Origin of the sequence: Streptomyces melanosporofaciens (assembly GCF_900105695.1) — a bacterium.
In the GTDB taxonomy this organism is placed as follows: domain Bacteria; phylum Actinomycetota; class Actinomycetes; order Streptomycetales; family Streptomycetaceae; genus Streptomyces; species Streptomyces antimycoticus.
In genome coordinates, this window is the sequence record NZ_FNST01000002.1 from 294,631 (window position 1) to 316,113 (window position 21,483).

Consider the following 21,483-nt stretch of genomic DNA (forward strand, 5'->3'; position numbering starts at 1 on the left):
AATTCAGCAGGCGCTTGGGCCTGCCCGTGTGCCTGGACTTGCCCGAAGGTCGAGCAGACGGACCGAGCGTGCGGGCAACGCGGCTCAGGCTTGCCATGAGGCAAGCGCCGTGTCGGGATCCACAGCGACAGGTGGCGCAGGCGGCGCTGCGCTCCGGGCGGCCCTGGAGAAGCGCGGGGCAGGGGCCGCTTGCTGGATCCCGTCGCGATCGACCACGGTGGAGCGGGCGGCGATATGCGGATCGTCGGTGACCTCAGCCAGGGAGAGCACCGGGCTGACGCACGCATCGGTGTCGGCGAAGACCGTCAGCCACTCACTCCGCGGTCGAGAGGCGAAGGCCTCGGCGAACCGCGCCCGCAGAGCCGGCCAGCCGGTGGGGTCCGACTGCTTGGGCAGAGATGCGTCGGCCAGGCCGAGGCCCTCCAGGAGTTGTGCGTAGAACTGGGGTTCCAGCGCGCCGACGGCGATCCAGCGGCCGTCGGCGCAAGCGTAGGTGCCGTAGAAGGGGGCACCGCCATCGAGCCGGTTGGCTCCCCGTGAGTCCTGCCACCTTCCGGCGGCCCGCAGGCTCCAGATCATCTGCATCAGCACACTCGTGCCGTCGACCAGGGCGGCGTCCACGGTCTGCCCCTCACCGCAGCGGTCGCGCTCCCACAGGGCGGCCAGGACTCCCACGACCAGGAAGAGCGACCCGCCGCCGAAGTCTCCCAGCAGATTCAGCGGCGGCACCGGTCCACCATCGGCCGGACCGATCGCATGCAGCGCACCGGTCAGCGCGATGTAGTTGATGTCGTGTCCGGCACGCTCGGCGAGCGGTCCGTCCTGGCCCCAGCCGGTGGCGCGGCCGTAGACCAGGGCGGGGTTGCGGGCGTGGCAGTGCCCCGGGCCGATGCCGAGCCGCTCCGCGACGCCCGGACGCATTCCTTCGAGCAGCACGTCGGCCCTGGTGGCCAACCGCAGGGCGAGTTCCCGCCCATCGATCGACTTCAGGTCGGTGCGCAGCGTTCGCCGTCCGCGCAGCAGCAGTTCGTCACCGATGCCAGGGTGGCCTGCGGTGTCGGACCGCTCGACGCGCAGCACGTCGGCACCCAGGTCGGCCAGGATCATCGCGGCGTGCGGAACGGGTCCGATCGCTGCCAGTTCGAGGACCCGGAGTCCGTTCAGCGGTCCCGGCGTCATTGTTCCCCGGCCTCGGCGGCGCGAAGCAGGGACTTGCTGATCACGGACTTCAGGACCTCGCTGCTGCCGCCGTAGATCCGGGTGACCCGGGCGTCGGTGTACAGGCGGGCGATGGGGTATTCGAGCATGTAGCCGTAGCCTCCATGCAGTTGCAGGCACCGGTCCACGACGCGGCCTTGCATCTGGGTGCAGAACAGCTTCAGCTTGGCGGCGTCGGCGGGGTCGAGGACGCCGGCGTCGTGGTCATCGAGGGCTCGGTCGACGAACGCCTGACCTGCCTCCACATCGGTGGCGCAATCGGCCAGTTCGAACTTGGTGTTCTGAAGGGCGGCCAGCGGCTGCCCGAACACGGTGCGGCCGCGCACGTAGGCGAGGGTCGTGTCGAGCGCGAAGCGGGCTGCTGCCTGTGCGTTGACCGCGATCGACAGCCGTTCCTGGGCGAGGTTGTGGCTGAGGTAGGCGAACGCGCGGCCCTCCTCGCCGAGGAGGTTCTCCTCTGGGACCCAGACGTCGTCGAAGAAGATCTCGGAAGTGTCCTGCGCCTTCATGCCTATCTTCTCCAGAAGCCGGCCGCGGGAGTAGCCCGGACGGTCGGTCTCCACGGCGATGAGGCTCAGGCCGGAGCGGCGGTCGCCGTCCGCTTCGAGAGGCGAGGTTCGTACCACGGTGAGGATGTGAGTGGCGTTGACCGCGCCGGTGATGAACGTCTTGGAGCCGTTGATCACGTAGCCGCCGTCGGCTCGTGTCCCGGTGGTGCGCACCCCGGCCAGATCGGAGCCGGTGCCGGGCTCGGTCATGGCGATCGCGGCGATGAGGTCGCCGGCGACGAAGCGGGGCAGCCAGCGCTGCTTCTGTTCAGCGTCGGCGTATGCCAGCAGGTAGCTGAGCGCCATGTCGAGATGGGTGCGCAGGGAGCCGATCTGCAGCCCGGCGCGCACCGCCTCTTCGGTGACGATCGCGTTGAACTTGTAGGTCGACTCGCCTGCGCCACCGTAGACCTCCGGGATCTGGATACCCATGATCCCCAGCTCGGCGACACGCTTGAAGAAGTCGGCCGGTGGCGCGCCCGCGTGCTCCCACGCAGACTGCTGCGGCGCGATCTCGCGGGTGAAGAAGTCACGGACCATGTCACGGAAGACTTGTTGTTCCTCGGTGAAGATCGCGCGCTGCATGGTCGTGTCCTACCTTCCAGGGGCGGGGAATTGCGGGGGCGGGGAGTTGCGGCTGCCCGGGTCGGGGCATCCGTCAGGGGGGTGGTGTGGTGTGTGGGGTGACGGCCTGCGGGGTGAGTTCGCCCCGGCAGGCGGTGCAGACGAGGACGGGTTCCACACTGCAGCCGCAGAGCTTGTGCTCCAGCACGATGCTCCCGTCGCCGGGATGGGCGAGCCAGCGGTCGCCCCAGGCCAGCATGGACAGGTAGATCGGGTAGAGGGCGAGTCCCTTCTCTGTGAGCAGGTACTCGTCCCGGGGCGGGTTGTCCTGGTAGCCGCGGCGGGTCAGCACGCCGAGGTCGGTGAGTCGGCTGAGCCGGCCGGACAGGATGCTCTCGGCGATCCCCAGCTCGCGCCGGAAGTCGTCGAATCTGCGGATGCCGAGGAAGGCCGCGCGGAGCACGAGCGAGCTCCAGCGGTCGCCGATGACCTTCTGCGTCCGCGCAATGGAACACGGCCGCCGACGCTCCAGCAGTGACAGTTCGGGCGTCCGCGAGCGCAGGCGGGGAGCGGCGGGCGACGGCTCGTCGGCACCGTCCACCAGGAACGCCTGCACCTCCCGGGCACGCAACGGCTCGCGGCAGGCCGCGCACGCCAGTTCGGCGTCGAGCCGAGCACCGCAGCCTGTATGACAGAGTGTGAGCGGCCGTCCGCCGTCGCCCGCGGCCCATTGGTCGCCCCAGCGCATCGCAGTCATGAGGCAGCCGAAGAAGTCCCAGCCCTGCTCGGTCAAGCCGTAGCGCGGGTGGGGGGAGCCAGGACGGGCGTCCTTGACAACGAGGCCGCCCTCGGTGAGCCGGGCGAGGCGTGCGGTGAGCGTCGAACGTGCGATGCCCAGCCTTCGCTGCAACTCGTCGAAGCGGCTTACGCCGTCGAAGATCATTTCCCGCAGGACCAGCCACGACCAGGCGTCGCCGACTGTCTCGACGGTGTGCGAGACGGCCGCCGCGGAGCGCAGGACCCGGGGTCCGGCCCGGGAAGCGTCAGCTGTCATCTGTTCCTCACGTTCGCGGGAGCAGCACGGCCGCTCGGCGGATCAGGACGGAAGGAAGTCTACCGGAGAGGCTAGCGTAACGAGACTAGCTTCTATATAGTCTCGCTACAGAAGTTACCGTGAGCTCATCGCGGACCAATATGTGACAGCGCCGCGCGTCACGCGAAGCGCTTTTCCTGGGTTACCAGAGAGGTGGCCTGAAATATGCCTGGAAGAAAAGACATCGCCATTGTCGGGTATGCGGAGACCCCTGTGGTCCTCCGCTCCGGGCGGTCTTCCTACGATCTCGCCGCAGAGGCATTCGAGGGAATTCTCGACCATACGGGAATCGACAAGTCGGAGATAGACGGGATCTGCGTCGCAGAGACCATGAGTGAGACATCCAACCCGTTCTGGGCGGTGTACCTGTGCGAACACCTGGGCCTTTCGCCCACGTGGACCCAGGTCAACGGCCTGGGCGGGGCGTCAACCATCGGCGGTGTGGCCAGGGCCGCGGCAGCCATCCGGGACGGCCTGTGCGAAACCGTGCTGGTCCTCTCCAGCGATGCCCAGTCGTCCTGGCCGGGCACCGAGCAGGGGGCACAGCGCTTCGAGTTCCAGTACCCCGTCGGCCTCAACGGCCCGGTGGGTGCCTTCGGGCTGCTGACACAGCGCTACCAGCACCAGTACGAGCTGCTCGACGAGGCGCTGGCCAAGCTCGCGGTGACCCAGCGGTCGCACGGGATGCTCAACCCCAACGCGTGCGAGAAGCTGCGCAAACCACTGACGGAGGAGGACTACCTCACCTCTCGTTACGTCTCCAAGCCACTGCGGATGCTGGACAGCGTCATGGTCTGCGACGGCGCCAACGCGCTGCTCGTCACGTCGACGGAGAAGGCGCGGGAGCTCGGCTGCCGGAAGATGGTACACCCGGCCGGATACGGCGAGATCAGCAATTTCAACGGCCCCGACATGCTGGCCGATATCACCGAGTCCGGATTCACAGTGGCCGGACCGAAGGCTTTCGCGCAGGCCGGCCTTTCGCCAAGCGACATCCGGATGATTCACCCCTATGACGATTTCCTGATCGCCATCCTGCTCACCCTGGAACATCTCGGCTTCTGTGAGCGTGGCGGCGGCTCGAAATTCGTTCTGGACACCGACCTGTCTTATCGCGGAACGCTTCCGCTCAACACCTCGGGCGGCCAGATCTCGGCCGGCCAGCCCGGCCTGGCCGGCGGTGGCCTGAACGCGGTGGAAGCGGTGCGCCAGATGTTCGGCGAAGCGGGCGAACGGCAGGTCGACGATCCGCGCAACGCACTGGTCACAGGCATCGGGATGGTCCCGTACGGCCGCAACTGGGGCGTTTCTAACGTACTGATCCTGGAGCAGTCATGAGCCAGCAGCCCTCCCGGCCTCTGCCGAAGATCAACCGCTACACCGACACCCAGCCTTTCTGGAAGGCAGCCAAGGAGCACCGGCTTCTGCTCCAGTACTGCACCGACACCGGCCAGGCCCAGTGGTTCCCCCGCTCGGTCAGCGTGTCCACCGGCCGCCGACACCTGGAATGGCGCGAGGTGCGCGGCGAAGGAACGGTCTACACCTTCACCGTCACGCAGCGCGCCTGGCCCGGTCACGAGGACCGCGTCCCGTACGTGGTGGCCCTTGTCGAGCTGCCCGAGGGTGTGCGCATCCTCGCCAGCGTGCTCAACTGCGACCCCGACGAGGTGCGGATCGGGATGCCGGTGCGGGTGTGCTGGGAGCACCTGTCCGAGGAGATCGAGTACCCGGCGTTCGAGCCGGCCTGATCCGGCGAACCCCGCCAGGCCGGAGTAACCGGTGAACCCGCCAGACCGGAGAGAAAGGTCAGCCATGTCCGTCGTCCTGCTTGAGCGGCACAGTCCCGACGTCGCGATCGTGCGATTCAACCGACCGGAGGTACGCAACGCACTCAACACCGAAGTGCGGCAGCTGCTGCACGAGCACTTCACGGCGCTCGCCGCCGACGACGATGTCCGGGTCGTCGTCCTGACCGGTAACGAGAGGGTGTTCGCGGCCGGCGCGGACATCCAGGAGCAGGCCGAGCGCGACGTCGTCGGAGCCATCAAGGCCTACACGACCAGCGCCATCGCCGACTTCCCGAAGCCTGTGATCGCCGCCGTGAACGGATACGCCCTGGGCGGAGGCTGCGAGTTCGCGCTCCAGTGCGACTTCGTCATCGCCTCCGAACGCGCCAAATTCGGCCAACCGGAGGTCAACCTCGGACTCATCCCCGGTGCGGGCGGCACCCAACGGCTGCCCCGGGCGGTCGGCCGGCTGAACGCCTCCTACATGCTGATGACCGGCCTGCCTGCCACCGCCGAGCAGGCATTGCGGATGGGCCTGGTGTCCGAGGTGGTGCAGGGCGATGCGCTACCGCGTGCACTCGAACTCGCCGAGCTGGTCGCGTCCAAGGCTCCGCTGGCAGTCCGCCAGGTGAAGGAGGTCGTCCGCCACGGCCTCGACGGTTCGCTGGAGACAGGCCTGCGCATGGAACGCCGCGGCTACCAGCTGATGTTCGGCACGGCCGACTTCCGCGAGGGCGTCAAGGCGTTCACGGACAAGCGCACACCGGAATTCTCCGGCGAGTAAACAGCACCCGAAGAGGAAGAGCGAGATGTCCGACGCTGTCGCCGACGCGCCGTACCACGCGCGACAACAGTTCCAGATCAACCCATCACCCCGGCTCGACCGATGGCTGCCGGCCGCGGTGATACCGCTCGCGGCGGCGTTCATGGCGACCGCGACCCGCACCACGGGACACTCGCTCACCGATCTCGCTCGATGAAACTCGGCGAATCGGACAGGAGGGACATGATGAACCAGGACGCAGGCAGGCGGGAGTGGTGCCAGGTTGCCGTCGGCCACCCTACGATCGGCTACCTCGATGCGGGGCCACGCACGGGGGAAGCGCTCGTGCTGCTGCACAGCCTCGGAACGGACCACCGCCTGTGGCGTCATCAGATCGACGCTCTCGCGGCCGAGTACCGGGTGATCGCGCCGGACAGTCGGGGCCACGGCCGCTCCAGCTGGGCCGCCAGGCTGGACCTCGGCGAGTGGCTCGCCGACCTGGACCGTGTCCTGGACCATGCCCGCGTGGACCGGGCCGTGATCGCCGGGCTGTCCATGGGGGGTGTGCAGGCGCTGGCCTTCGCCGGCCTGCGTCCGGAGCGGACACGCGGCCTGGTCGTCGCGGACAGCTTTGCGGAACTCGACCCCGACGTGGCGCGGGCCAAGACGGACGCGTTCACCCGTCGCGCCCGTCAGGACGGCATGGCCGCGCTGGCCGACTGGTACGTCGCCGAGACGTTCACGGCCACGTCCCTGCCCGTCGGGGCCGAGATGGTCCGGGAGGCCATGTCCGGTATCGGTCCGGAGGCGCTGGCGGCCTCCGCGGAGACCTGTTTCGGTGCCCGTCTCGGCGATGTCCTCGGCGGCATCGGGGTGCCGGCGCTGGTGCTGTGGGGTGAACGCGACATGAAGACACCACGGGAGTTGTCCGAACTGGTCGCCTCGCGGATCAAGGGCGCCCGGTTCGAGGTGATCCCCGAGGCAGGCCATCTGTCCGCCATCGAGAACCCGGGGGAGTTCACCCGCGTCCTCGCGGACTTCGTCGCGGAACGCCAAGGAGACAAGCGGTGATGGGAAGCACCCACGAGATAGAAATGCGGGTCAACGGCGAGACATGCCGGGAAACGGTTTCGGGCCGCATGAGCCTCGCGGACTTCCTCCGCGATGTTCTGGAGCTGACCGGTACGCACCTGGGCTGCGAGCACGGCGTGTGCGGCGCCTGCACGGTGCTACTGGAGGGTGAACCGGTCCGCTCCTGCATCGTGCTCGCCGCGCAGGCCGACGGTCACACGGTGACGACGATCGAGGGAGCGGGGTCGCACGACGGCCCGCTCAGCGTCGTGCAGGAGGAGTTCTGCGCGGCGCATGCCCTGCAGTGCGGGTACTGCACACCCGGCATGGTGCTGGCGGGACAGGCCCTGCTGGAACGCAACCGCCAGCCGACGCCCGCCGACATCGATGAGGCTCTGAGCGGAAACATCTGCCGCTGCACCGGCTATGTGCAGATCCGGGAGGCCATCGAGCGCGCGGCCCGGCGTCACCGACTCGAGGACGAGCAAGAGGAGGTGGGCGCCGATGACCGGATCGGCCACTGACCACGGCACCGGGCAGTTCAAGTGGGTGTCCAAGCCGGACCGTATCCGGGAGGACGTCAGGTTCGTCCAAGGGCGCGGCCGGTACGTCGCCGACATCACCCCGCCCGGGACTTTGCACGTGGGCCTGGTGACCAGCCCCTATCCGTATGCCCGTATCACCGCTGTCGACACCGCCCGGGCCTTGGAGCTGGACGGTGTCGTCGCCGTCGTGACCGGCGCGGAACTGGCCAAGGCCACCGATCCGCTGCGCCAGTACCTCGACCTTCCCGGCATCGAATGGCGCCCGCTGGCCACCGACGTGGTCCGCTACGCCGGAGAATGGGTCGCCGCGGTCGTCGCCACCTCCCGCGCGGTCGCGGAGGACGGTGCCGACCTGGTGTCGGTGGACTACGAGCCGCTGGCCGCCGTGCTCGACCCCGAGGAAGCGGCACGCCCCGGCTCACCACTGGTCCACGCGGACCAGGGCACCAACGTCATGGCGCACCGCGAGTTCGTGTGGGGCGACGTCGACGGGGCGTTCGCCGCGGCGGACCGCACAGTGCGCACCCGGGCGCGGTGGAACCGGAACTCGACGGTGCCGCTGGAGACCTTCGGGGTGGTCGCCCGCTGGGACGCCGACCGTAGCCTGCTGGATGTGTGGGCGTCGATCCAGATGCCGCAGTTCCCGGAGCAGCTCGCGCACGCCCTGCGCATCCCCACCAACCAGATCAGGGTGCATTTCGACGTCGATGTCGGCGGCAGCTACGGGGTCAAACGCGGCATCAAGCACGGGGTGCTCGTCGGCTACCTGGCCCGGCTTCTGCGTGCCCCTGTCAAGTTCATCGAGGACCGTGCGGAGAACATGCACGGCGGTGACTTCCACGGCCCGGACCGCATCTTCGACGTCGAGCTCGCCGTCACCAACGAGGGGGAGTTCACGGGCATCCGCATCGCCGTCGTCGATGACGAGGGCGCCTACCCGGGGCGCTCACCGCTGCAGTTGGCCAAGCCGATCGGCGCCATCGTGGGACCCTACCGCATCCCGTGCGCCGCCTACACCGCGACCGCGGTGACCACCAACAAGACCGGCCAGGTCGCAGTGCGCGGGTTCGGGCAGTCGCCGACCAACTACGCCATCGAGTCGGCGGTGGACGAGGCGGCGCGCGCCCTGGGCATGGACCGGCTGGAGATCCGGCGACGCAACTTCATCCAGCCCCAGGAGTTTCCGTACCGGATCCCCAGCGGCACCGAGTACGACTCCGGGGACTACCCGGCGGTGCTCGAGAAGGCCGTCGTGCTCGCCGATCTGCCCGCGCTGCTGCGCCACAGGGACGAACTGCGCCGGCAGGGGCTGCTGGCCGGCGTCGGCGTGGCCACCTGCCTGGAGCCGGGCGGCGGCAACGCCGTGTTCGAGAACATCATGAACCGCGCGAACGACAAGAGCACATTCCCGGAGGCATGCCGCCTCAGAGTGGACGGCGACGGCGAGGTCACGGCGGTGATCGCCCTGTCGTCGGCGGGCCAGAGCCACGACACCCTGGTCGCCACCCTCGTCGGCGAGGAACTCGGGCGCGACCCGGCGACGATCATGGTGCTCAGGGCGGACTCGCTGTCCGGGATGCCCTCCCAGAGCCCGGTGGGCAGCCGGATGACGATCGTCCTCGGCGAGGCGGTCCGCGGGGCGGCGACGGAGCTCAAGGCCAAGCTGCTGCGGATCGCCGCGCACAACCTGGCAGTGACCGAGGCGGAGCTCGCCTACGACAGCGGCGACGTCGTGGTGGCCTCCGAGCCGGCGCGGCGCATGTCCTGGTCCGACCTCGCGGCCATCGCGCACCGCAAGCAGCACCTGATGCCGCCTGGCGTGCAACCGGGGCTCGAAGCCGTCTATGTGGCCCACACGCCGCGCTCCGGCGAGCTGACCCGGCCGGACGGAACGGTGCAGCTCTACCCCTGCTACTCCTTTGAGGCCCACCTGGTCCTCGCCATGGTGGATCCGGACACCGGGACAGTGGAACTGGACCGCTACTACGTGGCGCACGACTGCGGCACCGTCGTCAACCCCGACGTGGTACGCGGGATGGTCTACGGCGGCACCGCGCACGGCATCGGCGTGGCGCTGTACGAGCAGTTCGCCTACAGCCCCGAGGGACAGCCGCTGACCCCGTCGTTCATGGACTACCTGCTCCCGAGCACACACGAGGTGCCCGTCATCGTGGACACCGAGCACTGCACACCCTCGCCGTACACCACCCTCGGGCAGAAGGGCGCGGGCGAGGCCGGCTACATGGGAGCGCCGGCGGCCGTCGCGAGCGCCGTCAACGACGCCCTGACGGGCGGCGGCGCGTCCTCGATCCACTCCCTGCCGATCAAGCCCAGCGACGTGTGGGCGACGCTCAAACAGCCCGGAGGTACCCGATGAGCAATGTCACACCCGGCCCGGGAGAGACCGTCGACATCCATGCCCACGTGGTGCCGCCCGGCCTGCTCGCCGACCTGGCCGCCGGACGCCTCCGCTTCCCGCACATCGCGACGGCGACGCACGCAGGCGGCCAGGTGCTCTCCTTCAACGGCGGCCCTGCCACCCGCCCGGTCGCGCCCGGCCTCACCGACCCGTCCCGGCGCACGGCATGGCTGGACGCCCAGCGCATCGACCGGCAGGTCGTCGGCGGTTGGCTGGACGCATTCGGCTACCAGCTGCCCGGCGATGAGGGCGCGGACTGGGCCGAAGCGCTCACCGGCGGCATCGTGGAATACACCAAGGCCGACGACCGGCTGATCCCGCTGGGCACCGTTGCGTTGCAGGACCCCCGCGCGCCGCCGCGGCCCTGAAGGCCCAGCGGACCGCGGGCCTGCCTGGTGTCATGATCGCCACCCGCGCGGGGGAACGGGAGCTCGACAGCCCGGAGTTCACCCCGTTCTGGGAAGCCGCCGACGAGAGCCGGGCAATCGTCTTCCTGCATCCGGGATTCGGCGCCGCAAGCCCGCGCTACCACGACTTCGGGCTGGTCAACGGCCTGGCACGGCTGGAGGACACCACCGTGGCCATGGCCCGGATGCTGTACGCCGGCATCCCCGCCCGCTTCCCCGGCGCCAGGATCCTCATCGCCCATGGCGGTGCGGCACTGCCCTACGTCCTGGGCCGCCTGGTCCGCCACCACCTCACCGACCCACAGGGCACCGCCGATCCGCTCGAGTCCTTCCCCCGGCTTTACTTCGACAGCGTGCTCTTCGACCCGACAGCGCTGGAGTACCTGGTGGCCAAGGCCGGACCTGGCCGGGTGCTGCTCGGCTCCGACTACCCGTTCCCCATCGGCGATCCGTCACCGCGTGCGGTCGTCGAGGCGGCGCACCTGGAATCCGCCGAGCGGGGCCGCATCCTCGGCGGCTCGGCCGCAGCCCTCCTGGCAGGTCGTCCGTGAAGCCCGTCGACTTCCAGCTGCACCGCCCGCAGACACTCGCCGAGACCCTCACGCTCCTGCACGACCTGGCCGACGATGTCAAGGTGCTCGCCGGCGGGCAGAGCCTGCTGCCGCTGCTGAACTTCCGCCTGGCCCGCCCCGCGCACGTGGTGGACATCGGCCGCGTCGTCGGCCTGGCCCGGCTCCGGCGCACCAGCAGCGAGCTGTCCATCGGCGCGACGGTCCGCCATGCGGAAGCCGAACGCTCACCGTCCGTCGCGGCGCACGCGCCGCTGCTGACCGCGGCTCTTCCACAGATAGCCCACCCGCCCGTGCGCACCCGCGGCACGGTCGGCGGCAGCCTGGCGCACGCCGATCCCGCCGCCGAACTGCCGTCGGTCGCCATGGCGCTGGACGCCGTGTTCGTCGCCGCCAGCACCAGCGGGGAGCGGACGATACCCGCCGCCGAGTTCTTCCGCACCCACCTCACCACCGCCCTGCGCCCCGACGAACTGCTGACGGAGATCCGCTTCCCCAGGGCGGCCCCGGGCACTGGCGCGGCCTTCCTCGAAGTGGGCCGACGCCGCGGTGACTTCGCGCTGGTCGGAGCGGCCGTACAGGTCACAGTTGACGGCCCGCGGATCGCCGAGGCCCGGGTGTGCCTCAGCGGTGTCGGCCAGATCCCCCACCGGTGCCCGGCGGCGGAGGAGATCCTCACCGGCGCCCCGCTCGGCTCGGCCCGCGTACGCGAGGCCGCCGACGCCGTGCGGGACAGCGTGCGGCCCAGCGACGACCTGCACGCCACCGCCGCCTACCGCAAGGATGTCGCGGGCACCCTGCTCGTTCGCGCCGTCACCAAGGCCGCGCGCCGGGCCGAATCAGCCGACAGGAAGGACGAGACATGATCTACGAGTTGCGCGAGTACGTCGCCGCGCCGGGCCGAGCCGACGCGCTGCACCTGCGCTTCGCCGAGGGCACCCTTTCCCTCTTCGACAAGCACCGCCTGGACACGGTCGGCTTCTGGACCGACCGCGAGGACGCGGGCCGCATCGTGTACCTGCTGCGCTTTCCCGACGAGGAGACCCGCGTGCAGCGCTGGGCGGCCTTCCAGAGCGACCCCGACTGGAAGCAGCTGAAAGCCGCCTCCGAAACCGGCGGCCCGATCGTCGCCGAGATGCGCAGCCTGTCGCTGACCAGCCCCGCCTACTGGCTGCACGAGACCACAAGGGAGCTGCCATGATCATCGACAACACCTTCGACGTCGACCTGCCGCTGGACGAGGCCTGGAAACTCCTCCAGGACCTGCCGCGCATCGCACAGTGCCTGCCCGGAGCGACCCTGGACGACGTGGTCGAGGGCGAGTACCGGGGCAGCCTGGCCGCCAGGATCGGCCCCGTCACCGCCCGCTACCGGGGCACCGCCCGCTTCATCGAGCTCGACGAGGTGGAACACCGCGCGGTCATCCGGGCACGGGGCCAGGAGGAACGCGGCAGCGGAGCGGCGAACCTGACCGTCACCGCGACCCTCGCGCCGTGCGACGGCAAGACCACGGTGAACGTCTCCACCGACATGACCATCAGCGGCCGTGCCGCCCAGTTCGGGCGGAGCCTCCTGGCGGAGGTCAGCGCGAGCATCATGCACGAGTTCACCCAGCGCCTGGAGACGCTGGTGGCCCAGGACGGCGGTCGCGACACCGCGCGCACCGCGCCCCCGGAGATGGCAGCCCTCCAGGACAGCGCCGCCGGCCTCGACGTGGCTCGCACCATCCTGCTGCCGCTGCTGCGCCGGGCCCTCGTCCCGGCCAGTACCGCCCTGTTCGGGGCACTCCTGGGCTGGGCCATCGGCCGGCGCGGCACCGCTCGTTCCCCGCACGGCATGACGAGCCTTCCGAGGGGAGCCCAGCGATGAGCGCGCCGGACAGGGCCGGCCTCCTGGGGCCAGCACTCGGCTACGTGGGCGGACGGTGGACGGCCGCCGACGACGGCCGTACCTTCCCGGTGACCGACCCGGCGACCGGGCAGATCCTTGCCGAGGTGCCCCGGATGGGCGCCCGGGAGACGGTGCGCGCGATCCAGGCGGCCAACGCCGCGGCCCCGGGCTGGCGCGCGCTCTCCAGTGACGAGCGCGGCCAGTTGCTGCGCACCTGGGCAGCGCTGCTGATCGACAACCGCGATCAACTGGCCCGGCTCCTCGTCCGCGAGCAGGGCAAGCCACTGCCGGAAGCGGCGCAGGAGGTCACCTACGCGGCATCCTTCCTGGACTGGTTCGCCGAGGAAGGACGCCGCGCGTACGGAGACGTGATCCCCGCCGGCCTGCCCGGCACCCGGATGACGGCGGTCAGAGAGCCCGTCGGTGTCGGCGCCTGTATCACGCCGTGGAACTTCCCCATCGCGATGATCACCCGCAAGGCGGCGCCGGCCCTCGCGGCCGGCTGCCCGATCGTGCTCAAACCCGCCGAGCAGACCCCGCTGTGCGCCCTCGCGGTCTGCGCGCTGTCCGAACGCGCCGGGATACCGGCCGGGGTGTTCAACGTCGTCGTCGGGGACGCAGAGGACGCGCCGGCCGTAGGCCTCGAGCTGACCACCCGGCCCGAGGTGCGCAAGCTCAGCTTCACAGGCTCCACCACGGTGGGGTCTTTGCTGATGCGGCAGGCCGCCGACACCATCAAGAGCGTCTCGCTCGAGTTGGGCGGCAACGCCCCGTTCATCGTCTTCGACGATGCCGACCTCGACGTGGCGATCTCCGCTGCCATGGCGGCGAAGTTCCGCAACGCGGGCCAGACCTGTGTCTCCGCCAACCGCTTCCTGGTCGCCGACTCCGTCTACGACGACTTCCTCGCCGCGCTGGCCGAGCACACCGCGGCCCTGGCGGTGGGCAACGGCCTCGATCCGGGAACCGACGTCGGCCCGCTGATCGACCAGGCGGCCATCCGCAAGATCGAGCGGCACATCGCCGACGCCGTACACCGCGGGGCCAAGGTGGTCACCGGCGGAGAGCCCCACCGGCTCGGCGGCACCTTCTTCCAGCCGACCGTACTGGCCGACTGCCCGCCCAACGCCGAGATCTGCTGCGAAGAGACGTTCGGGCCGGTCGCGGCGGTGACCCGGTTCAACGACGAGGACGAGGCGGTACGGCACGCCAACAAGACACCGTACGGGCTGGCCGCTTACTTCTTCACCCGCGACACCCGACGTGTCTGGCGGGTCTCGGAGGCTCTTGAAACGGGGATCGTCGCCGTGAACACAGGCGCGTTCTCCTCCCCCGTCGCACCGTTCGGCGGGGTCAAGCAGTCCGGTCTGGGCCGGGAAGGGGGCCGCGAAGGCATCGGCGACTGGATGGAGACCAAATACGTCTGCCACGGCGGCATCGACGGATGAACACGGCCAGCGTGACACGCGCGGACCGCGGACACAAGGCCGTCCCGGTGCCACGCCCCCCGGCGCCGACGAAAAGAGCCCGGTGATCGACATCGCCGACCAGTTGCGGGCGTGGTGCGCCGAACATCGGCCGTTCGCCCTGGCCACCGTCACCGCCGGCCCCCTGCACCTGCTCGGTGCCGCCATCGCCATCCGCGGCCACGACGCCTTGGGCACATCGGCACCGCGGAGCTGGACGCGGCCGTGACCCGGGCCGGCCGCGCCCTGCTCACCCTCGGCACCAGCGGCACACGCACCTACGACCTCGCGGGCCGCTGCGACCCCGCTGCCACCGGGATCACCGTCCTCACCACCGTGCGCACCTCGCCGCCACGGCTGCTCGTCTACGGCGCGATCGACTTCGCGCCCGCGGTCGCCCGGATCGGCGGCCTCCTCGGCTATCACGTCACCGTCTGCGATGCCCGGGAGGTGTTCACCACCCAGGAGCGCTTTCCGGACACGCAGGAGGTCGTCTCGACTGGCCGCACCGACATCTGCGCCGCCTCCGCGACAGCGGCGCGCTCGACGGCAGGACCGTGATCTGCGTGCCCACGCACGACTTCAAGTTCGACCTGCGGCTGCTGGAGCTGGCCCTCCGGCTCCCCATCGGCTACGTCGGTGCCATGGGCTCCCAACGCACCCACGCCCAGCGCCTCGACGGGCTGCGCGCCACCGGCCTCAGCGAGGCGGAGCTCGCCCGGCTCCACTCCCCGATCGGGCTCGACCCCGGCGCGGTCACTCCCGAGGAGACGGCTGTCTCCATCGCCGCGGAGATCATCTCGAAGCGTTGGGGTCTGCGCCGCACACCGGAAGCCACCGGTGCGGCAACTCGGCGGCAGGGCCCCACACACTGTGGGGCCCTGCCGCCGAGTTGCCGGTCAGGCGATGTCGATGACCGTGCGCAGCGCCTCGCCGGTCTCCATCTGCCGGACCGCCTCGTTGACGTCGGCCAGCGGCACATGGTGGGTGATCATCGAATCGAGGTCGATACGGCCCGCGCGCCACAGGTCGATAATCGTGCCGAAGGTCCGGCGCACATCGCCGCCGCCGTAGAAGGAGGGAAGGATCTTCTTCTCTGAGGAGACCATCTTCAGCATGCTCAGCTCGGGCGCTTCTGTGCGCGCGCCCACCCCGACCAGACAGACCGTGCCTCCGGGCCGTGCCGCGTCGTAGGCCGCACGGAAGGTGACGGGCCTACCGACCGCCTCGAAGGCGTAGTCAAAGCCGAAGCCACTGGTCAGGCGCTGCTTGACGGGGTCGAGATCCTCGGCGGCCACGGCGTCGGTGGCGCCGAACTTCAGTGCCAGCTCGCGACGGTTCGCGGTCGGGTCCACCGCGACGATGCGGGCGGCGCCAGCGACCTTGGCGCCCTGGACGATACTGATGCCGACGCCGCCCAGGCCGATCACGACCACGGAGGAGCCGGGCCGCACCTTGGCAGTGTTCAGCGCGGCACCGATCCCGGTGGTGACACCGCAGCCCATCAGGGCCGCGATCTCGTACGGCACGTCGTTCGGCACCGGGATCGCCGCGTAGCCGGCGATGACGGTCTCCTCGGCGAAGGTGCCGGCGCCGAACATGCCGGGGAGGATGGTCTCGCCGTCCTGGAAGCCGGGCTTGGCCAGGTTCGCATACCCGCTTCGGCACAGGTGGCTGTCGCCGGCCTTGCAGGCCGGGCACTCGTCGCAGGGTGGCATCCAGCAGATGATGACGCGGTCGCCGGGCTTGACGTGGGTGACGCCCTCGCCGCACTCGACCACCTCGCCGGCGCCCTCGTGTCCGGGCACGAACGGGGCGGGGTGGGGGAACACACCGTTCATGGCGGAGAGGTCGGAGCGGCAAAGGCCGGCCTTGTGCACCTTCACACGGACCCGGCCGGGCCCGAAGGAGGTGGTGGCCAGTTCCTTGACCTCAAGGGTTTTGTCACCGGTCCGGTGCAGTACGGCTGCTCGCATGGCACTTCTTCCTTGGAGGTTGGGGCGGTCAGGCACGGGTGGGGGTGGGCAGGGCGATGCTCTTGGTCTCGGCGTACGCCGACAGGCCTTCGGGCCGAACTCGCGGCCGATGCCGTGGCGCACGAGCCCGGCATTGTGTTGGGCCCCCACCGGGTCGGAAGCCCAGGATCGAGTCGGCCTCGACGTCGCCGGCCGCATATCCGACAGGGGGGTACGGACCGGCGACGAGTCCGTTGAGCGTCAGTCGGTCGACATGGCGGCCAGCATGGCGGCCGGGTAGCGGCTACCCGCGGAACCCTGAGGAAGGATCTTCGTGATGTGCTCAAGGTCGGCGTCGGTGAGTTCGACGTCGACAGCACCGGTGTTCTCCTCCAGACGCGCGGCGTTGCGGGTACCGGGGATCGGAACCACGTCGTCGCCCTGAGCGAGCAGCCAGGCCAGCGCATGCTGGGCCGGGGTGATGCCCTTGGCGGCGGCGAGCTTCTTGAGCTGCTCGGTGGCATGCAGGTTGTACGTGTAGTTCTCACGCTGCCAGCGCTCGTCCCAGCTGCGCATGTCGTCCGCCGGGTACTCGGCGGCGGGCTTGACTACGCCGGTCAGGAAGCCGCGGCCCAGCAGGGAGTAGGGCGCCAGCCCGATGCCCAGCTCGCGCAGGACTCGTCGTTTCGGTCGGGGCGAGGTCAGCCCGAGGTCGACCACCTCGGTGCGGACGAGCCTGCCGCTTCGAATGGCCGCTCCCAGAAGAGTGGGTTCTCTTCGACCACGACGGGGAACTGGAGCCTCCTCTCCGGGTGGCCGTCACCACTGACGAAGACGCGGTCCTCGTACGGTCCGTCGAGGGGCAGGCGGATCTCCGGCTCCTCGGGAACGTGCCCTGCGCTGATCAACATCCCCGCGGTGCGGGCGAGCGAGAGACAGGAGACCGAACCCTCGCCTGTCGTCACTCTGCGCGTCAGGCCCCGGATCGCGACTGCGGCGATCTGGTATCCGGTCGCGAAGTCGAGTGCCTCGACGGGGAGGTGCCGGGGCCGGTCGGCGTCGACCAGTCGGCCGAGCGCGTTGATCGGTGTCCGGTGCTCCGGGTCGGCGAGGGCCCACGCCGTCGTCGCGTCCGCGAGACCACTGCTGAACTGGACGAGAGTGTCGAAACCCCTGCGCTCCTTCCACGGGCCCGTCCAGCCGTACGCGTTGAGCGCCACTTCCACCAAGCCGGGCCGCACTGCGGCCCGGACCTCCGGGGCGACGAGGCTGTCCAGGCCACCGGGACGGTATCCGTGGACGAGCACGTCGGCTTTGGACAGCAGCCCGAGGAACCGCTCCCGCCCCTCCTCACTCCGCAGGTCGAGGAACGCCCACCGCTTGCCCAGCACGATGTCGCTGCCCCGTCCGAAGACACCGCTGCTCTCGTCCGAGCCAGGACGATCGACGCGCAGCACCTCGGCACCGCAGGCCGCCAGGAACCGGGTCGCCATCGGCCCGGAAATGACCCGGGTCAGGTCGAGCACACGGATACCGGCCAGCGGACGTCCAGGTGTCGGCGTCCAGGTGTCGCCCCCCGCGTCACCGGTCCTGGTGTGCACGATGGGCTCCGTGGCCACAGCCCGGCCCTGGGGGTGTCGTTGCCATTCCTCGACCGAGCGACTGATCGCGACAGCGGCGCCCGCGTCCACCAGCAACCGCTCGATGTCCTCCGCGGGATGCTTCCGGATCTCGGCCCCGAACGCACCCGGGCCCTCCTCGGTTCCCAGAGCCCGCGCGATCCGGGCACGCAGCGTCGGAAAGGTCGCCTGCACACGCAGCCACCGGTCATCCGCTGTCTGGAACTCACACATCCAGGTGTGCGGAACCTGCTGCCGGGCCGAGGGGTCGAGGGGCTGGGAAGGGCCGACCGGCAGATCGAACCAACCGCTGGCGAGAACCCGGTCCACCCGAACCCCTGGCCCCCCACCGTGGACCGTGGCGAGGAGATCGCTCACAGCCAGCCCGGCGGCGGCGAACGACGCCGCGGCCAGGTCGGTGACCGCGAAGGGCGACCGCAACCCACCGTGTCCGTCGAACCGCACCCGGTCCAGGGCTTCCTTCTCCCCTCCGAGCGAGTCCCAGATCTCGGAGAGGAAACTCCGCGCGACGGGGTAATCAGGGCCGGTCATGGCCCCGTCCTTCCCGAGGACGCCGATGCCGGAAGCTGCAGCGACTTCGGCTGAAGGAATTCCTCCAGCCCGTACACGCCGAGTTCACGGCCGTTGCCGGACTGCTTGTACCCGCCGAAGGGCGCGAGCAGGTTCAACCGTGCGCCATTGATGTGGACCATGCCGGTGTCCAGGCGCCGGGCGAAGGCGACGGCGCGTTCCTCGCTGGCCGAGAACACCGCTCCGGACAAGCCGTACAGGGAGTTGCTCGCGATCCGCAGGGCCTCCTCCTCGTCCTCGTACGGTATGAGGACGATCACCGGGCCGAAGATCTCCTCCTGGGCGATGGTCATGTTCTCGGTGACATCGGCGAAGACGGTGGGGCGGACGTAGTAGCCGGTGGGCAGACCGGCCGGCGGCTCGACGCCGCCGGCCACCAACCGGGCGCCCTGGTTGATTCCGTCCGCGATGTAGTCGCGCACCCGGTCCCGCTGAGCCGCCGAGGCGACCGGGCCGACCTGGGTCCGCTCGTCGGTGGGGTCACCCACTGCCGCGCTCTCGGCCGCGTCGCGGGCCAGTTCCACCGCGCGCTCGTAGGAATCCCGGTACACGAGCATCCGGGTCCACGCCGTGCAGGTCTGCCCAGAGTTCCTCAGGACGTTGGCCACACCGTCACGGACCGCGGACTCCAGGTCCGCGTCGGGGAGGATGATGTTGGCGGACTTGCCGCCGAGTTCCAGCGCGACCTTCTTGATGGTGGCCGCAGCGAGCTCACCGATCCGCTTTCCGGCGCGGGTGGAACCGGTGAAGGAGACCATGTCGACGTCCGGATGGACGACCAGCGCCTCACCCACCACGGCTCCGATACCGGGCACGAGGTTGAAGACGCCTGCGGGGAGCCCGATGGTGTCGATGATCTGAGCGAGGAGGTAGGCGTTGAGCGGGGTCACCTCCGACGGCTTGAGCACGACGGTGCACCCGGCGGCCAGTGCGGCAGCCACCTTGGCGACGATCTGGTGCAGCGGGTAGTTCCACGGGGTGATGGCGGCGACGACGCCCATCGGCTCCTTGACGACGAGGGAGTTCCCGATGCGCTCTTCGAACTCGTACGTCTCCAGCAGCCGCACATACGACGCGGTGACCGCGATCGGCAGTCCCGCCTGCACCTGCGTCGAAATCTGGCGCGGCGCACCCATTTCCGCGGTGACGAGGGCGGCGATCTCGTCGGCGCGCTGCACCAGGCCCTGGTGCAGCCGGTCCAGGAAGGCCCTGCGTTCGGCGGCTGTGGTGCGGGACCAGGTACGCAACGCCGCGCGGGCGGCGACGACGGCCGCGTCGACGTCCTTCACGGTGGAGGCCGGCACGGTGGCGATGACCTGCTCGGTGGCCGGGTTGACCACCTCGGTCACCTCCTCGCCGGCAGAGGGGCGCCAGGCGCCGTCGATGTAGATGTCCTTGTGTTCGAGCACGGTGATCAGGCTCTCTTTCTCTGACGCCACGGCTCAGTGGCGGCCGAACATCTGCGGGTTGCCCTCGTCGATCCAGACGGACTTGGTCTCGGTGTAGTCGTCGAGCGCGTCCGGGCCGAGTTCGCGGCCGATACCGCTCTGCTTGAATCCGCCGAAGGGCACGGCGTGGTGGACGACGCGGTAGGCGTTGACCCAGACCGTGCCCGCGCGCAGTCGCCTCACCATGCGGTGGGCACGGCCGACATCCCGGGTCCACACGGCAGCGGCCAGACCGAAGTCGACGTCGTTCGCGAGCCGGGTTGCGTCGTCCTCGCCGGTGAACCGCACCACACTGGCCACTGGCCCGAAGATCTCCTCTTGGGCGAGCCGCGAGGAGTTGTCAACACCGGAGAAGACGGTGGGCCGGACGAACAGGCCGCGCTCCAACTCCGCGGTCGAGGAGTCCCGTACGCCACCCGCGGCCAGGTGCGACCCCTCGGACTGCCCGATGTCGATGTAGTGCAGGACCTTGTCGAACTGGTTGCGGCAGGCAAGCGGGCCCACGTCCGTGGCGGGGTCGAGGGGGTCGCCGAGCACCAGCTTGTCCGCGGCAGCCGACAGTGCCTCGACGAACTCGTCGTACACGCTGTCCTGGACCAGAACACGTGATCCGGCCATGCAGGTCTGTCCGGTGGCCGCGAAGATGCCGCCCATGACGCCGTGCACGGCGTTGTCGAGGTCGGCGTCGGCGAAGACGATGTTGGGGGACTTCCCGCCCAATTCCAGGGTGACCCGCCCGATCCGGGGGGCGGCGGCACTGAGCATGGCCTTGCCCGCCGCGGTGGATCCGGTGAACGCGATCTTGTCTACGTCCGGGTGGCCCGCCAGCGCGGCGCCGGTCGGCTGTCCGAAGCCGGTGACGACGTTGACGACGCCCTTGGGGAAGCCGGCCTCCATACAGAGTTCGGCCAGGCGGAGCGTGGAGGTGGGCGCCACCTCGGACGGCTTGATGACGAGCGTGCATCCGGCCGCGAGTGCGGGGAAGAGCTTCCACGACAGCAGCGTCAACGGGGAGTTCCACGGGGTGATCGCCGCGACGACACCGACCGGTTCGCGCACGGTGTACGCGGTGAAGCCGGGCCGGGCGGGGAGGGTGGCGCCATGGTGGTTCTCCGCCAGCCCCGCCACGTAACGGGCGTGTGCCGCCATCGCCCGCGCTCCGGGCAGCATTTCACTGATGAGCTTGCCGTTCTCGTGGACCTGAGTGAAGGCCAGTTCCTCGGCGTGCTCCTCGATGAGGCCGGCGAGTCTGCGCAGCAGGCCGGCGCGCTCCGCCGCGGGGGTACGGGACCAGCCGTCCTCGTCGAAGGCCCGCCGCGCGGCGCGCACGGCCTGGTCGACGTCCTCCACGGTGGCCGCGGGTACGCGGCCCCAGGAGCGGTTCTCGTACGGGTCAAGGCAGGAGAAGGTCTCGCCACCGGAGGCGGCGACCCACTCCCCGTCGATGAGCATCAGGTAGTCGCGGTCCATCCCGGCCGGAAAGCGCTCCGAGCGCGGGGAGGCCGCCGGGGCCGCCGTGTGGTCCGTCAT

The 21,483-nt window shown here is 70.0% G+C and carries 21 protein-coding genes and 2 pseudogenes; 15 read left to right on the forward strand and 8 right to left on the reverse strand.

Translation table 11 applies throughout. From position 1 onward, the window contains the following. Window positions 1-84: 84 nt before the first annotated feature. From BLV72_RS03915 to BLV72_RS03925, 3 genes are all read right to left on the reverse strand, one after another. Window positions 85-1,179, reverse strand: a complete 1,095-nt coding sequence (locus BLV72_RS03915) for a CaiB/BaiF CoA transferase family protein (RefSeq protein WP_093460300.1) — start codon at window positions 1,177-1,179, stop codon at window positions 85-87. Next, a complete protein-coding gene (locus BLV72_RS03920) occupies window positions 1,176-2,351 on the reverse strand; it encodes an acyl-CoA dehydrogenase family protein (RefSeq protein WP_093460301.1) in 1,176 nt (391 codons plus the stop codon). Before BLV72_RS03920 ends, BLV72_RS03915 begins: the two co-directional genes overlap by 4 nt. Window positions 2,352-2,424: 73 nt before the next feature. Further along, window positions 2,425-3,384, reverse strand: a complete 960-nt coding sequence (locus BLV72_RS03925) for a winged helix-turn-helix transcriptional regulator (protein WP_093460303.1) — start codon at window positions 3,382-3,384, stop codon at window positions 2,425-2,427. Window positions 3,385-3,588: 204 nt separating this feature from the next. On the opposite strand from BLV72_RS03925, the gene BLV72_RS03930 reads away from it, so the two are divergent. From BLV72_RS03930 to BLV72_RS03990, 15 genes and pseudogenes are all read left to right on the forward strand, one after another. Then, window positions 3,589-4,761 (forward strand): thiolase family protein, encoded by a 1,173-nt coding sequence (locus tag BLV72_RS03930; protein WP_093460304.1) that lies wholly within the window; start codon window positions 3,589-3,591, stop codon window positions 4,759-4,761. Next, window positions 4,758-5,171, forward strand: coding sequence for a Zn-ribbon domain-containing OB-fold protein (locus tag BLV72_RS50995; RefSeq protein WP_093460306.1), 414 nt, complete (start codon window positions 4,758-4,760; stop codon window positions 5,169-5,171). The genes BLV72_RS03930 and BLV72_RS50995 overlap by 4 nt, the downstream gene beginning before the upstream one ends. Before the next feature lie 64 nt (window positions 5,172-5,235). Next, window positions 5,236-5,994 carry an enoyl-CoA hydratase-related protein gene (locus tag BLV72_RS03940; RefSeq protein ID WP_093460307.1) on the forward strand — a complete coding sequence of 253 codons (759 nt, stop codon included), beginning with the start codon at window positions 5,236-5,238 and terminating at the stop codon, window positions 5,992-5,994. Window positions 5,995-6,019: 25 nt separating this feature from the next. Continuing rightward, on the forward strand, window positions 6,020-6,190 hold the full coding sequence (locus tag BLV72_RS47780; RefSeq protein ID WP_167746306.1) for a hypothetical protein: 171 nt from the start codon (window positions 6,020-6,022) through the stop codon (window positions 6,188-6,190). A gap of 29 nt (window positions 6,191-6,219) precedes the next feature. Then, complete coding sequence (locus tag BLV72_RS03945) at window positions 6,220-7,044, forward strand: alpha/beta fold hydrolase (RefSeq protein WP_167746307.1); 825 nt, start codon at window positions 6,220-6,222, stop codon at window positions 7,042-7,044. Further along, window positions 7,044-7,568 (forward strand): (2Fe-2S)-binding protein, encoded by a 525-nt coding sequence (locus tag BLV72_RS03950; RefSeq protein WP_093460310.1) that lies wholly within the window; start codon window positions 7,044-7,046, stop codon window positions 7,566-7,568. Before BLV72_RS03945 ends, BLV72_RS03950 begins: the two co-directional genes overlap by 1 nt. Next, on the forward strand, window positions 7,549-9,966 hold the full coding sequence (locus BLV72_RS03955; RefSeq protein WP_167746308.1) for a xanthine dehydrogenase family protein molybdopterin-binding subunit: 2,418 nt from the start codon (window positions 7,549-7,551) through the stop codon (window positions 9,964-9,966). Before BLV72_RS03950 ends, BLV72_RS03955 begins: the two co-directional genes overlap by 20 nt. Then, window positions 9,963-10,376, forward strand: a complete 414-nt coding sequence (locus tag BLV72_RS03960) for an amidohydrolase family protein (protein ID WP_093460313.1) — start codon at window positions 9,963-9,965, stop codon at window positions 10,374-10,376. Before BLV72_RS03955 ends, BLV72_RS03960 begins: the two co-directional genes overlap by 4 nt. After that, window positions 10,373-10,966 (forward strand): amidohydrolase family protein, encoded by a 594-nt coding sequence (locus tag BLV72_RS03965; protein WP_244321366.1) that lies wholly within the window; start codon window positions 10,373-10,375, stop codon window positions 10,964-10,966. Before BLV72_RS03960 ends, BLV72_RS03965 begins: the two co-directional genes overlap by 4 nt. Then, window positions 10,963-11,850 (forward strand): FAD binding domain-containing protein, encoded by an 888-nt coding sequence (locus BLV72_RS03970; RefSeq protein ID WP_093460316.1) that lies wholly within the window; start codon window positions 10,963-10,965, stop codon window positions 11,848-11,850. The genes BLV72_RS03965 and BLV72_RS03970 overlap by 4 nt, the downstream gene beginning before the upstream one ends. After that, window positions 11,847-12,185 carry an NIPSNAP family protein gene (locus BLV72_RS03975; protein ID WP_093460318.1) on the forward strand — a complete coding sequence of 113 codons (339 nt, stop codon included), beginning with the start codon at window positions 11,847-11,849 and terminating at the stop codon, window positions 12,183-12,185. The genes BLV72_RS03970 and BLV72_RS03975 overlap by 4 nt, the downstream gene beginning before the upstream one ends. Further along, entirely contained in the window at window positions 12,182-12,853 is a 672-nt protein-coding gene (locus tag BLV72_RS03980) for an SRPBCC family protein (RefSeq protein ID WP_093460319.1), read from the forward strand. Before BLV72_RS03975 ends, BLV72_RS03980 begins: the two co-directional genes overlap by 4 nt. Further along, window positions 12,850-14,322: an NAD-dependent succinate-semialdehyde dehydrogenase gene (locus BLV72_RS03985; RefSeq protein ID WP_093460321.1), complete on the forward strand. Its 1,473-nt coding sequence runs from the start codon at window positions 12,850-12,852 to the stop codon at window positions 14,320-14,322. Before BLV72_RS03980 ends, BLV72_RS03985 begins: the two co-directional genes overlap by 4 nt. 82 nt (window positions 14,323-14,404) lie before the next feature. Beyond that, window positions 14,405-14,569 (forward strand): hypothetical protein, encoded by a 165-nt coding sequence (locus BLV72_RS48675; protein ID WP_208906121.1) that lies wholly within the window; start codon window positions 14,405-14,407, stop codon window positions 14,567-14,569. Window positions 14,570-14,676: 107 nt separating this feature from the next. After that, window positions 14,677-15,077, forward strand: a pseudogene (locus tag BLV72_RS03990) (XdhC family protein); the annotation flags it as partial. A gap of 162 nt (window positions 15,078-15,239) precedes the next feature. Here the strand turns inward: BLV72_RS03990 and BLV72_RS03995 are convergent. The 5 genes and pseudogenes from BLV72_RS03995 to BLV72_RS04015 form a co-directional block, all read right to left on the reverse strand. Next, a complete protein-coding gene (locus BLV72_RS03995; RefSeq protein WP_093460322.1) occupies window positions 15,240-16,316 on the reverse strand; it encodes a zinc-binding dehydrogenase in 1,077 nt (358 codons plus the stop codon). Between the two features lie 240 nt (window positions 16,317-16,556). After that, window positions 16,557-16,973 (reverse strand): annotated as a pseudogene (locus tag BLV72_RS04000) (aldo/keto reductase); the annotation flags it as partial. 23 nt (window positions 16,974-16,996) lie between these two features. Next, the gene (locus BLV72_RS04005; protein WP_093460326.1) at window positions 16,997-18,466 is read right to left on the reverse strand and encodes a CoA transferase; all 1,470 of its coding nucleotides are present in this window, start codon (window positions 18,464-18,466) and stop codon (window positions 16,997-16,999) included. After that, the gene (locus BLV72_RS04010) at window positions 18,463-19,914 is read right to left on the reverse strand and encodes an aldehyde dehydrogenase family protein (protein WP_093470135.1); all 1,452 of its coding nucleotides are present in this window, start codon (window positions 19,912-19,914) and stop codon (window positions 18,463-18,465) included. Before BLV72_RS04010 ends, BLV72_RS04005 begins: the two co-directional genes overlap by 4 nt. 33 nt (window positions 19,915-19,947) lie before the next feature. Beyond that, the gene (locus tag BLV72_RS04015; protein ID WP_244320639.1) at window positions 19,948-21,483 is read right to left on the reverse strand and encodes an aldehyde dehydrogenase; all 1,536 of its coding nucleotides are present in this window, start codon (window positions 21,481-21,483) and stop codon (window positions 19,948-19,950) included.